Source organism: Actinomycetospora sp., from assembly GCF_036497585.1.
Classification (GTDB): Bacteria; Actinomycetota; Actinomycetes; order Mycobacteriales; family Pseudonocardiaceae; genus Actinomycetospora.
Map to the genome: position 1 here is coordinate 1 of NZ_DASXJD010000259.1, position 12,466 is coordinate 12,466.

Below are 12,466 nucleotides of genomic sequence, written 5' to 3' on the forward strand. Positions count from 1 at the left end.
GCCGCCGCGCTCGAGGTCCCCCCCGTCCGGCTCGTGTTCCCCCTCGAGCACACGGCCGAGCCGCTTCCTGGCGTCCAGATCGAGCCATGGGCGGCGATCGAGTGGTTCAACGGACAGCAGCAGCTGGTGTCCGCGCCCCAGCGCGACGACGGGACGCAGCTCCTCAAGCGGTACCGCGAGCATCAGCACCAGGTAGACCAATGGCGCAATTTTCGGGCCCGGCTCTTAAGCGCGCGCGCAGCCGGAGGCGAAGTCGAGCCGTGGGAGAACGGCCTACACCAGACCGAGACGTGGTTGACGATGCTCCGGAGCGAGATGCGGCAGCACAACGCCGTCCCGCCCCGACTACCCCAGGACCTTGCCCACGTCGACTTCGCCTCGACCGATCCTCCGCCGACGCCTGCGCTGCCCCCGGTCGACGAGCCACAGAAGGAGGGGCCATCGTGAGAGGCAGCGTCTACAAGCGGTGCCCGTGCCCGGTGGCCCGGAACGCGAAGGGCGAACGGCTGGCCTGCCGGAAGGATCACGGGTCCTGGGTGTACGTCGCGGATCTCGGCCGCGGGCCCGACGGGAAGCGCCGGCAGGAGCGCCGGTCCGGTTTCCGCACCCGCGACCAGGCCGAGCAAGCCCTCGAGCGCGTGGTCCGGGCCGTCCGCGAGGGCCGCGACGTCTACGACGAGCGGAAGACCATCGGGGCGTTCCTCGAGGAGTGGCTCGAGGCGAAGACCGCGGCCGGGCTGCGGGCCACGACCGTGCGATCGTACCGCCAGCACCTCCGGGACTACCTGCTCCCGCACCTCGGTCACCTCCGGCTGCGCGACTTACGGCCCGGTCACGTGCAGGCCATGTTGCGCGTGATGGGCCACGGCGGCCCGGGACCGGCCACGGTCCGGCGGATCCACGCCACACTGCGCTCGGCGTTGACCTCAGCCGTGCGCCAGCAGCTCGTGCCGTCCAACGCCGCAGCGAACGTCGACCTACCCGCGGCACCGCGTCCGCGGGTGCGGCCGTGGGAGCCCGCGGAGCTCGGCGCGTTCCTCGACCACGCGACCACCGACCGGCTCGGTGCCCTGTTCGAAGTCATGGCAGCCACCGGGCTACGGCGCGGCGAGGCGTGTGGGCTGCGCTGGTCCCACGTCGACCTTGAGCGCGGACGGCTGGTGGTGCGTGAGCAGCTCGTGCAGGTCATCCAGCGTGGGGTGCCCGACGAGCCGTGCGCGTCGTGCGGGCGGCCGCACCGGGGCCTGTCGTTCGGTCCTCCGAAGACGGCCGGCGGTGAGGCGCGGATCGTCGACCTCGACGGCGGCACCGTGGGGGTGCTGCTCGCCCACCAGGTCGCGCAGCAGGCCGAGCGGGAGGCCTGGCGGGAGGCGTACGCGGACCACGGGCTGCTGTTCTGCCGGGAGAACGGGGACCCGCTACCGCTCGATGCGGTCACTAAGAGGTTCTCTGCGCTCGCCAGCGCGGCAGGCGTGCGTCCGGCGCGGCTCCACGACCTCCGGCACGGTGCCGCGTCACTGCGCTTGGCCGCGGGGGTGGACCTCGCGATTGTGTCGAAGCAGCTCGGGCACAGCTCGATCGGCATCACCAGCGACACCTATTCACACCTACTGGACGGCGTCGGTCGGGAGGCCGCCGAGCGGGCAGCGGCGCTCGTCCCTCGTGCGCCGCGTGACCACCATGTGACCACCCCGCCCGAATCGGCGCACGACGATGACGAACAGGAGGACGTTCAGCCAGGTCAGCGAAGTGGGCCCCGTGGGACTCGAACCCACAACCAGCGGATTAAAAGTCCGATGCTCTGCCCATTGAGCTAGAGGCCCGCTGCGTGCAGAGCCTAGCGCCGTGGTCACCTGCTCCACTCGGCGCACTCGATCCTCCGCTCGGCGCGCGAGGCCTGCTCGCAAGCGGGCGTCGAAGCGGACAGCTCGGGCACAACCCGTTGCCTTACTGCTGCGGAGGTCACGCAACGACCATCCCGACGCCGCGCAACCCGGGACGGTCCGGCGTACGCGCGACGGCTGAATAGGCCGGAAGTGCAGGTCAGCGCGTCGTGACACGCCGCGGCCGGCGGCGCCGACCACCCGCCGTCACCGCGGACGACACGACCGACCGTGATGCGGCCGATCGCCATCGGTGATCTGACCGAGACGTATCGTCATCTCGGCTCCGCACCACCGGGGGTCGCACTGCAGCATCTGTTCGGGAAGGACACGAGTTGGGTCGTCACCAGAAGCATTCCGACCGCCGCCTCACGCGCGCCCTGCTGACCAGCAGCGCCGTCGGTGTCGGGGTGCTCCAGGCCGCGGTTCCCGCGCTCGCCGCGCCGGCCGCCCCGGCGCCCGCACCCGCTGCGCCGGCACCGGCCGCACCGGCGCCCGCCACCGGGCCCGCCAAGGCGCCCTGCGAGGCCGCCGCCAAGGCCTGCGTCTCGATCTCGCAGCAGAAGGCGTGGCTGACCGACGGCAAGGGCAACGTGACCCGTGGCCCCGTCGCGATCACCACGGGGGGTCCCGGCCACGAGACCCCGCAGGGCGTCTTCCACGTGATGTGGAAGGACCAGTTCCACCACTCGCGCGAGTACAACCAGGCCCCGATGCCCTACTCGGTGTTCTTCGCGCCCGGCGACGCCTTCCACGGCGGCAGCCTGCAGCGCGCCTCGGCGGGCTGCGTCCACCTCGGCGGCGAGGACCCGAAGGCGTTCTTCGACTACCTGCAGGTCAACGACGAGGTCCAGGTTCTGCCCTGATCCGGTCGGCGGCGCGCCGCTGACGACGAACCGGGAGTGAGGAGGCCACTCGCATGTCGATGGCCATGGTGATGTCCGAGATGCCCGACGTCTACCGCCGGGTGCTCGCCGAGCACGTGCCCGACGCCGGCGGCCGCTGCGGCGCCTGTCGCAACGTCTCCGGCGAGCAGGCGTCGTGGCCCTGCCAGACCTACCGGGTCGCGCAGGAGGCGAAGTGGGTCGGCGAGGGCAACCTCCCCGGCACCGGGCCGCACGGTCCGCTCAGCCCCTCGTCCGCGCCGGCTGCGCCCCGCCGTTCCGAGTCCCCGTACTCGCTGGACACGCCGCGCACCGGCGACGTTCCCGGCTTCTCGGACCTCCCGGTGGGTGGGCGGCCGGAGGGTGGGCGCCGCCGTCGTCGGGACGACGACGACTCGGAGCCGTTCGGTTCGCACATGGACGCGCCGTACGGCTCGTCGTTCGGGGTCGACGACCGTCCCCGTCACGCCGCGCACTAGCGGCCCCGCACAGGAGAAACCCCCGGAGCATGCTTCCCGCGGCGGGTGCCGCGGGGCCCAGGTGGACGAGGTCCGAGCGCTCCGGGGGTCTGGTGTCCGTCGGGAATTCACCGGTCGACGTGTCCGTCACGAGGACGGAGCCGGCCAATCCACGACCTGACGTCGACTAGCTGACGGACACCTCACGAGTCCTGTCGTTCTTCAACGTCGGACCACCTCCTCTCCCGTGTGCCACCACGCTAAGCCGAGATCGCCCACCCCGCAAACGAGATCGAATCGCCAGGTCAGAGGCGGGTTCTCCAGGCGAGGAGGTCGTCGGCGGAGCGGGTGTTGACCACGCGCTCCGCGGGCACCTCGCACTCCTGCGCGCGCTCGCAGCCGAAGGGCTGCCAGTCGAGCTGACCGGGCGCATGGGCGTCGGTGTCGACGACGAACTCGCAGCCCGCCGCCAGCGCCTGGCGCAGCAGGTCCCGCGGCGGGTCGAGCCGCTCCGGGCGCGAGTTGATCTCCACGGCCACCCCGTTCTCGAGGCACGCGTCGAACACCGCCTCGGCGTCGAACGTCGACGGCGGCCGGGTCCCGCGCCCGCCGGTGACGAGCCGCCCCGTGCAGTGGCCGAGGACGTCGACGAGCGGGTGGGAGACCCCGCAGACCATCCGCGCGGTCATCTCCTCGCTCGGCGCCCGCAGCTTGGAGTGGACCGAGGCCACGACGAGGTCCAGCTCCTCCAGCAGGTCGTCCGGCGCGTCGATGGAGCCGTCCTCGAGGATGTCCACCTCGATGCCGCGCAGCAGCCGGAACGGGGCGAGCTCCTCGTTGACCTCGTCGATGACCTCGAACTGGCGGCGACGCCGCGCGGGCGAGAGCCCGTTGGCCACCGTGAGGTTCTCCGAGTGGTCGGTGAGCACCATCCACCGGTGGCCGATGTCGCGGGCGGTCCGGGCCATCTCGAGGATGTCGGACCCGCCGTCGGACCAGGTGGAGTGGGTGTGGCAGTCGCCCTGCAGCACCCGGCGCAGCTCGATGCCGCCCGCGACGGGCTCGGTGTGCCGGGCCTCCAGCTCGGCCAGCGTCTCCGGCGTGCGCCCGGCGACGACGTCGGTGACGACGGCGGCCGTCTTCTTCCCCACGCCCTTGAGGTCGGTGAGCGTGCCCGCCCCGGCGCGGGAGGCCACCTCGTCGGGACCCAGCTCCGCCAGGCGTTCCGCCGCCGTGCGGTACGCCCTCACCCGGTAGGTCTCCGCGCGCTCGCGCTCGAGGTAGAAGGCGACGGCGCGCAGTGCGGCGATCGGATCACCGTCGACGGGGAGTGCGGTCACGCCGACAGAGATACCCCACCCGGGCCGGGAGTGGGCCCGGCCACGGCGGACAATCGTCCGCGACGAGGTTCTACGAGGAGGTCTGCTCGTGCGGGTGACCGGAGTCGGGCACGCGGGGATGCGTTTCGAGACCGCGGGCGGCAGCGTGCTGTGCGACCCGTGGGTCACCCCGGCGTTCTTCGCGTCCTGGGTGCCGTTCCCGGACAACACGCAGCTGGACTGGGCGGCGCTCGGGAAGACCGACTACCTCTACGTCTCCCACCTGCACCGCGACCACTTCGACACGGACAACCTGCGCGCGAACGTCTCCAAGGACGCTCGCGTGCTGCTGCCGGACTTCCCCACCGACGAGCTCGAGAACGAGCTCCGCGAGCTGGGGTTCCGCCACTTCGTGCGCACCGAGAGCGGGGTCCCGCAGGAGCTCGACGGCGGGCTCCGCTTCATGATCACCTCGCTGAAGGGGCCCGGTGACGGCCCGATCGGGGACTCCGCGCTGTCGCTGGACGACGGCACGGCGCGCATCGTGAACCAGAACGACGCGCACCCGCTGGACATCCCGAAGCTGCTGGAGTTCGGCGCCTACGACGCGCACTTCACCCAGTTCTCGGGCGCGATCTGGTGGCCGATGGTCTACGACCTGCCGAAGCCCGCGAAGCGCGAGTTCGCCCGCCGCAAGCGCATCGGCCAGGAGGACCGGGCGATGCGCTACATCCGCGAAGTCGGCGCGCCGCACGTCTTCCCGACGGCGGGTCCGCCCTGCTTCCTCGACGACGAGCTGTTCCGCTGGAACGGCCAGGGCTACGAGGGCGTCGAGGGCGAGTCGATCTTCACCGACCAGTGGGAGTTCCTCGGCCGGATGCGCGAACTGGGTCACGGCGGCGGGCACCTGCTACTGCCGGGGACGACCTGCACCATCCACGGCGGCGACGTCTCCGATCTGACGCACCCGGTGTCCGACGACGAGGTCGAGCGCATCTTCGTCGACAAGGAGCGCTACCTGCGCGACTTCGCCGAGCGCGCCCGGCCGACCCTCGAGGCGCAGAAGGCGCGGTGGGCGACCCCGCAGCCCGACATCCTGCGCCAGCTCAAGGAGTGGATCGAGCCGCTGATGAAGCGCGCCGACCACATGTGCGACGGGATCGGCGGCCCGGTCCGCATGGACCTGCACGGCATGCCCGAAGGCACGCCCGGCGTCGACGACGAGGGCACGCTCTCGGTGGCGTTCGACTTCCCGGCCCGCGAGATCCGGCTCTACGACGGCGAGCAGGCCCGTTACCGCTGGGGCGTGCCGGCGACGCTGGTGGCGACGAACATCGCCACCGGCGAGGTCGACTGGTCGAACTCGCTCTTCCTGTCCGTGCGGTTCTCCGCGACCCGGGTGGGCCAGTACAACGAGTACCTCTACACGTTCTTCAAGTGTCTGTCCGAGGAGCGGATGGACTACGTGGAGAACTGGTACGACGCCCAGAACGACGACGGGCGCGACGTCGAGCTCGACGGCTGGAAGGTCCAGGCGCGCTGCCCGCACCTCTCCGCCGACCTCTCCAAGTTCGGCTCGGTGGACGGCGACGTGCTCACCTGCACGCTGCACAACTGGAAGTTCAACCTCGCCACCGGCCGCTGCCTGACCTCCGCCGGTCACGAGATCCGCGCGGAGAAGCTGGGCGAATAGCATGGGTGTGGTGGAACCGTTGCGCATCGGACCGCACGAGCTGACGACCCCCGTCGTGCTCGCGCCGATGGCGGGCGTCACCAACCCGCCGTTCCGTCGGCTGTGCCGCGAGCAGGGCGCCGGGCTCTACGTCTGCGAGATGATCACGGCGCGGGCGCTGGTGGAGCGCCATCCCGGCACCGCCGAGATGATCGCGTTCGACGACGACGAGACGCCCCGCTCGATGCAGCTCTACGGCGTGGACCCCGGGACGATCGGCGCCGCCGTGCGGCGGATCGTCGACGAGGACCTCGCCGACCACGTCGACCTCAACTTCGGCTGCCCGGTCCCCAAAGTCACCCGTCGCGGTGGCGGCGCGGCGCTGCCCTACAAGCGCCGGCTCTTCGAGCGGATCGTGCGCTCCGCCGTCGAGGAGGCCGGCCGCGGTGGGCTGCCGCTGACGGTGAAGATGCGGGTCGGGATCGACGACGACCACGTGACGTTCCTCGACGCCGGGCGCATCGCCGCCGCCGAGGGTGCGGCGGCCGTCGCGCTGCACGCCCGCACCGCGGCCCAGCGCTACTCCGGCCACGCCGATTGGGGCCGCATCGCCGAGCTGCGCGACGCCGTGCCCGCCGACGTCCCCGTCCTGGGCAACGGCGACATCTTCGCCGCCGACGACGCGCTGGCCATGGTCGAGAAGACCGGGTGCGACGGCGTCGTGGTCGGCCGCGGCTGCCTCGGGCGGCCGTGGCTCTTCGGCGAGCTGGAGGCGGCCTTCGCGGGCCGACCCGCGCCGAGGCCGCCGACGCTGGGCCATGTCGCCGGGGTCATGCGCCGGCACGTCGAGCTGCTCATCGCCCACCACGGCGAGCGCAAGGGCGTGCGGGACGCCCGGAAGCACATGTCCTGGTACCTGCACGGGTTCGCGGTCGGCCCGGAGATCCGTCGCGAGCTGGGGATGATCGACGGGCTGGAGAGCCTCGACGCGCTGCTGGCCCGGCTCGACGCCGACCAGCCGTTCCCGCCGGAGGCCGACGGGCCCCGCGGCCGCCAGGGCTCCCCCGGGCACGTCACCCTCCCCGAGGGATGGCTCGACGACCCCGAGGACGCGACGGTGCCCACGGGGGCCGACGTCCTGAACTCTGGCGGCTGAGGTGCCCCGCCGGCGGGCGCTCGTCGTCGTCGGGACCCTGCTCGCCACCGGCCTGGTCGCCGGCTGCGGGGCCGTGGTCCCCGGCCAGGCGCGGGCCGGGCTCGTGCCCCCGGGCGACCGCGTGCTCGTCGACACCTACGTCATCGACGCCAACCGGGCCGGCGACGCCGGGCCGGGCGTCCAGACCTCGTTCCTGCGGGACACCCAGGCGCAGGGGGCGCCCTTCCCGCCCGACCGGTGCTTCGGGAACGTGACGATGCAGACCGACCTCGTGGCCCGCACCCTGCGACCCGACCCCGACTGGCGTCCGCCGGAGACCGCGCCCGGGATCGGCCGGCCGAGCGGCGCGGTGTACGTCGCCGCGGCCGCGGTCTCGGTCCGCCGGGGTCGGTTGGAGATCCGCGAGGACGTCGGGTCGAAGCACTTCGTCATTCGCGACGGGCGGGTCACCGGCTACGCTGCGTGCGCTGACTGAGACCCCGCACACGGGCCGTCACCTCCGGTCGAGCTTGAGCCCCCGGTCGGGCAGCAATTCTCGGCTCGATGAGCAGCAGCCCGAATCCTCCACGCAGAGTCACGTCGACCGGACGGCTGATTTGTCTGGCGGCCGGGGCGGGGTCGTTGCGCCGGCGACGTCACGCGCGACACTGGTGGAGGGACACGAGACGGGAGGGCCGGGTGTTCGTGAGGGGCTGGCGGGTCGGTATCCGACCCGACCCGGCGGCGGCGACGACGACCGCCGAGCCGGTCCCGGCAGCGCCCACGACGGCTCCCGATCCCGCCGAGTACCCCGCCCACGACGCCGCTGCCAGCACCTTCGACACCTCCCCGATCGTCGGGATCGACGAGGCGCTGCGCCTCGACGCCGCCGCGCACGAGGCCGGCGGCTCCCGCGCACACCAGGCGCGGGCGCACGAGGCGGCCGCCGAGGTCCTCGCCGACCGCGGCGAGTGGCGCCGCGCCTACCAGCACCTGCGCGCCGCGATGGCCCTCGTGCACCTCGGCGACACACCGCCGGTGCACGTGCCCGAGCAGTTACGCCGCGAAGTCGACCGTCTCCGCCGGGAACGGGCCGAGGCGCGCGAGCAGAGCCGCCGCGACAGCCTCACCGCCACCTGGAACCGCCGCTACCTCGACGAGCGGCTGTCGACGCTGCGTGACGGGTCGGCGGAGGCGGTCTGCGTCGCGCTGGTCGACGTCGACCACTTCAAGCTGGTCAACGACACCTACGGCCACGCGATCGGCGACTCGGTGCTGCGCACCCTGGTGACTCTCATGCGCGAGGGGATCGATGGCCCGACCCCGGACGGCTTCTGCGCGCGGTACGGCGGCGAGGAGTTCGCGCTCGTCCTGTCCGGCGCCGACCCCGACGACGCCGTGCAGACCTGCGAGCGCATCCGCGCCCGCGTCGAGGAGCACGACTGGACCTCGATCGCCCCGGACCTGCGGGTGACCGTCAGCGTGGGCGTGGGCTGCCTCGAGGCCGGGGCGTCCGACGCCGCGGAGGCCCCGACCCCGACCGCCCTGGACCGGGTCGACGAATTGCTCTACGTCGCGAAGCGCACGGGCCGCAACGCCGTGGCCTTCCGCGACCCCACCGGGACGGTCCGGCTGGCCGGGCCGGCCGCGGGACGCCGCGGGGTCGAGGCGGTCGTTCGATCGGTGCGCGAGGCACCCCGCCCGGGGCGTATCGACCGCTGAACGTCGGCCGGGACACCGCTGTTCGGCCCACCAGCTCACGGTGCGGTGACCCCGCCTGGTGCCAGGTCTCGAAACGATAGCCCTCGGGCCACGTTTCGGTGACCGCCTGAGTACGATGCGTGGGCCCGGCGCACCAGGGAGCGCCCGGTTCCTGTCCGTGGGTTCTCCGGGGGGGTCCATGACCGACGACCGTGAGCGAGGCGCCGGCCCCGGCGCGGCCCGCTCGCGGTCGGATCCGCCGTCGGTGCCGACGCGGATCGCCGTCGGGGAACCGGCGGGACCGGGCCGGCGCGGGGCGGTCGCTCCGTCGATGGTCCCCCTCGCGCGCAAGCGCCCCGGACGTCGCGGGTTGCGTCCCGGCGGGGCGGCCGCCACCACGGAGCCGATGCGCGACCTCGTCGGCGCCGCGGCGCGCAGCGAGGGCGCGGCCCCCGAGCCGGCGTCGGTCGCCGCAACCGCCATACCCCGCGGGCCGTCCCGCGCCGCGCTCGGGCCGCCGCGGGCGGGAGCCGCGCCGGTCCGGACCCCGCCCCCGACGCGGAGCCCCGTCCCCGACGCCCTCCCGCCCCGCCCCGATGAGGCGCCCGAGGACCGCGAGCCGACCGAGCGGATGCCGCACCCGGCGCGGACGACCCCGGGCCTTCCCGCGGCGTCCGCCCCGCCGCCGGCGGTGACGCCCGCGTCCGCCCCGGTCCCCGCCGTCGCACCTCCTGCGGTACCGGCCTCCGCGCCCGCCTCCGCCCCGGTGGCGGCCGCTCCGTCGGCGTCGGCGCCCGCCCTGCGCAGCGTCGTCGTCCCCGCCTCCGGCGGGGCCGACCTGGACTGGGCCGAGACGTCGGCCGGGCTCTCCGGGCTCTCCGGGGTCCGCGACCGGCTCCGCCGCGAGAAGCCGGGACGGGAGAAGCCGGCGCGGGAGAAGGCCGTCCGCGAGAAGCCGGTCCAGCAGAAGCCGGTCCGGGACAAGCGCGTCCGGCAGGGGACCGCCGACCGGCGCCGCCGGACCTGGGGGCGCACGGTGCGCCTCCTCGCGACGGCGATGTCGGCCCTCGTCGTCCTCGTGAGCGGGCTCGCGTGGGGCGCGACGTCGTGGTTCGAGACCGCCGTGCGCCAGATCGCCGCCCTCGACCCGACGTCGACCGCGATCGTCGACCCCGCGGCGCAGGCCGGTGACCAGAACTTCCTCGTGGTCGGCTCCGACACCCGTGTCGGGGCGGCGCCGACCGACGACGTCGGCGACTCGAGCAACGTCCCCGGCGCCCGCTCCGACACCGTGATGGTCGTCCACCTGCCGGCGACCCGGGTCGGGATGACCGTCGTGTCCTTCCCGCGCGACCTGGAGATCGACCGGCCCGACTGCGAGCGCTGGGACTCCGTCTCCGGCGCCTACACCCCGCAGACGATCCCCGAGGCGTCGCGGGTGAAACTCAACTCGGCCTACCAGGTGGGCGGGCCCCGCTGCGTCACCAAGGTCGTGCAGCAGCTCTCCGGGCTCGCGGTGAACCACTTCCTCGCCGTCGACTTCTCGGGGTTCAAGGACATGGTCGACGCCGTGGGCGGCGTCCCGGTCTGCCTCGAGAAGCCTATGCGCGACTCGATCCTCGGCACGGTGGTCCCGAAGGCCGGGACGTCGGTGCTCACCGGCGACCAGGCGCTGAACTTCGTGCGGGCCCGCCACGTGGTCGGCGACCCGACGAGCGACTACGGCCGCATCCACCGCCAGCAGCTCTTCCTCTCCGCCCTGCTGCGCCAGTCGCTCTCGGCGGGCACGCTGCTCGACCTGGGCAAGCTCTCGGGCCTCGTCGACGCCGTCTCCCGCTCGACCTACGGCGAGAACATCGAGGCCGACCAGCTGCTCTCCCTCGGCCAGTCGATGTCGAGCCTCGACGCCCACCGGGTCACGTTCACGACGGTGCCGACGACGGGCGTCGCGAACGAGCGCGGCAACGAGGTCCTGCGCGACGCCGACGACCGCGCGCTCTTCGGCGCGATCATCGACGACCGGCCGCTGCCGGGGCAGCCCGGCGCCGCGCCGCCGCCGGCCCCGGTGGTGCCCGCGGACCGCGTCGCGCTGCGTCTGGTCGACGCGCGCACCGACGCCGGGTCGGACGCGGGCGGCACCGGCGCGGGGGACACCACCTCCGCCTCCGCCGCGGCGGCCTCCTCCGGATCGGCGGACGGGGACCGCGCTGCGGGCTTCCACCGCGAGACGGGATCTCCGGGGCCCTCCGAGAGCGCCGTCGCGGGCGCGCTGCGCGGGTACGGGTTCACCGTGGCGCCCGGCTCGACGGGCTCCTCGGCTGCCTCCGACCCGCGCACCGTCATCCGCTTCAGCCCCGACCAGGCCGGGGCGGCGGCGACGCTGCAGCGGGCCGTGCCGGGCGCGGTGCTCACCCCCGGGCCGGGCGGGACCGGGAGCCTCGTGCTGCAGCTCGGCGACGACTTCACGGGGCGCGTGGTGGACCCGGCGGCGCCACCGCCCGCCGCCCCCGCCGCCCCCCTGGTCAACGCGGCCGACACCGCCTGCGGCTGATCACCGGGAAGCAGATGCCGTTCACCGCCGGTTCACGTGCCGGACGGGTGTGCGCCCCCGCTCCCGCCTAGTGTCGCGCCATGCGCGCGGCCTATCACGAGAAGCTCTCGGGACTGAACGACGAGCTCGCCCAGATGTCCCAGCTGGCCGGCGAGGCCATGAAGAAGGCGACGACCGCCCTGTTGGAGGGTGACCTCGACCTCGCCGAGGAGGTCATCTCGGGCGACACCGAGATCGACGCCCTGCGCACCTCCGCGGAGGACCAGGCGTTCGGCCTGCTCGCGCTGCAGGCCCCCGTCGCGGGGGACCTGCGCTCGGTGATCGCGGCGATCCACTCCGCGGGCGACCTGGAGCGGATGGGCGACCTCGCGCTGCACGTCGCGAAGGCCGCCCGGCGCCGCCACCCCGACCTGGTGCTGCCGCAGGAGGTCGCGCCCTACTTCGCCGAGATGGGCCGCGTCGCGCTGGACCTGGCCCAGGACGCCCGCCGCGTGATCCTCGACCGCGACATCGAGCTGGCCTTCACCATGGAGTCCGACGACGACGCCATGGACGACCTGCACCGCCACCTGTTCACGGTGATGATGAACAGGGACTGGCCCCACGGCGTCGCGCCCGCGGTGGACGTGACCCTGCTCGGCCGGTTCTACGAGCGGTTCGCCGACCACGCGGTGGCCGTCGCCCGGCGCGTGGTCTTCATGGTCACCGGCAAGATGCCCGACCCGCCGCTGGCCTGAGCACCCCTCGGAAACGTACGAACGGCCGGTTCGTCACCATCGATGGTGACGAACCGGCCGTTCGTACATTCCCCGAACGTGGCCGACTCAGCCGAAGCGGCCGGAGATGTAGTCCTCGGTCTCGCG

Annotated in this window: 10 protein-coding genes, 1 tRNA gene and 1 pseudogene; 9 read left to right on the plus strand and 3 right to left on the minus strand. The window is 73.5% G+C overall.

Annotated elements, in window-relative coordinates; all coding sequences use genetic code 11:
* Positions 1 to 201, minus strand: a 201-nt coding sequence (locus VGH76_RS26795; RefSeq protein WP_331559821.1) for a hypothetical protein, incomplete at its 3' end; no start/stop codon positions are given.
* Here VGH76_RS26795 and VGH76_RS28105 point away from each other — a divergent pair.
* A pseudogene (locus tag VGH76_RS28105) lies at positions 201 to 1,553 on the plus strand (tyrosine-type recombinase/integrase); the annotation flags it as partial. The gene VGH76_RS26795 and the pseudogene VGH76_RS28105 overlap by 1 nt on opposite strands.
* A 197-nt stretch (positions 1,554 to 1,750) precedes the next feature.
* Here the strand turns inward: VGH76_RS28105 and VGH76_RS26805 are convergent.
* Positions 1,751 to 1,823 (minus strand) — tRNA-Lys (locus tag VGH76_RS26805).
* A 395-nt stretch (positions 1,824 to 2,218) separates the two neighbouring features.
* Between VGH76_RS26805 and VGH76_RS26810 the strand changes: the two genes are divergently transcribed.
* Positions 2,219 to 2,749 (plus strand): L,D-transpeptidase, encoded by a 531-nt coding sequence (locus VGH76_RS26810; protein ID WP_331559823.1) that lies wholly within the window; start codon positions 2,219 to 2,221, stop codon positions 2,747 to 2,749.
* A gap of 53 nt (positions 2,750 to 2,802) precedes the next feature.
* Positions 2,803 to 3,246, plus strand: coding sequence for a hypothetical protein (locus VGH76_RS26815; protein ID WP_331559824.1), 444 nt, complete (start codon positions 2,803 to 2,805; stop codon positions 3,244 to 3,246).
* A gap of 284 nt (positions 3,247 to 3,530) precedes the next feature.
* Here the strand turns inward: VGH76_RS26815 and VGH76_RS26820 are convergent, their stop codons facing one another.
* Positions 3,531 to 4,565, minus strand: coding sequence for a PHP domain-containing protein (locus VGH76_RS26820; protein WP_331559825.1), 1,035 nt, complete (start codon positions 4,563 to 4,565; stop codon positions 3,531 to 3,533).
* An 88-nt stretch (positions 4,566 to 4,653) separates the two neighbouring features.
* Here VGH76_RS26820 and VGH76_RS26825 point away from each other — a divergent pair, with 88 nt between their 5' ends.
* The 6 genes from VGH76_RS26825 to phoU all read left to right on the plus strand — a co-directional run bounded on the left by VGH76_RS26825 (position 4,654) and on the right by phoU (position 12,340).
* The gene (locus tag VGH76_RS26825) at positions 4,654 to 6,237 is read left to right on the plus strand and encodes a Rieske 2Fe-2S domain-containing protein (RefSeq protein ID WP_331559826.1); all 1,584 of its coding nucleotides are present in this window, start codon (positions 4,654 to 4,656) and stop codon (positions 6,235 to 6,237) included.
* A 1-nt stretch (position 6,238) separates the two neighbouring features.
* The gene (gene dusB, locus VGH76_RS26830; protein WP_331559827.1) at positions 6,239 to 7,372 is read left to right on the plus strand and encodes a tRNA dihydrouridine synthase DusB; all 1,134 of its coding nucleotides are present in this window, start codon (positions 6,239 to 6,241) and stop codon (positions 7,370 to 7,372) included.
* A 1-nt stretch (position 7,373) separates the two neighbouring features.
* Entirely contained in the window at positions 7,374 to 7,847 is a 474-nt protein-coding gene (locus tag VGH76_RS26835) for a hypothetical protein (RefSeq protein ID WP_331559828.1), read from the plus strand.
* Positions 7,848 to 8,050: 203 nt separating this feature from the next.
* A complete protein-coding gene (locus tag VGH76_RS26840) occupies positions 8,051 to 9,073 on the plus strand; it encodes a GGDEF domain-containing protein (protein ID WP_331559829.1) in 1,023 nt (340 codons plus the stop codon).
* Positions 9,074 to 9,251: 178 nt separating this feature from the next.
* Positions 9,252 to 11,603, plus strand: coding sequence for an LCP family protein (locus tag VGH76_RS26845; RefSeq protein WP_331559830.1), 2,352 nt, complete (start codon positions 9,252 to 9,254; stop codon positions 11,601 to 11,603).
* Between the two features lie 80 nt (positions 11,604 to 11,683).
* Positions 11,684 to 12,340, plus strand: coding sequence for a phosphate signaling complex protein PhoU (phoU, locus tag VGH76_RS26850; protein ID WP_331559831.1), 657 nt, complete (start codon positions 11,684 to 11,686; stop codon positions 12,338 to 12,340).
* The last annotated feature ends 126 nt before the right edge of the window (positions 12,341 to 12,466 follow it).

Coding starts and splice junctions, on each gene's coding strand:
- VGH76_RS26845 (WP_331559830.1), top strand. CDS start 9,252: ATGACCGACGACCGTGAGCGAGGCGCCGGCCCCGGCGCGGCCCGCTCG.
- VGH76_RS26815 (WP_331559824.1), top strand. CDS start 2,803: ATGTCGATGGCCATGGTGATGTCCGAGATGCCCGACGTCTACCGCCGG.
- phoU (WP_331559831.1), top strand. CDS start 11,684: ATGCGCGCGGCCTATCACGAGAAGCTCTCGGGACTGAACGACGAGCTC.
- dusB (WP_331559827.1), top strand. CDS start 6,239: ATGGGTGTGGTGGAACCGTTGCGCATCGGACCGCACGAGCTGACGACC.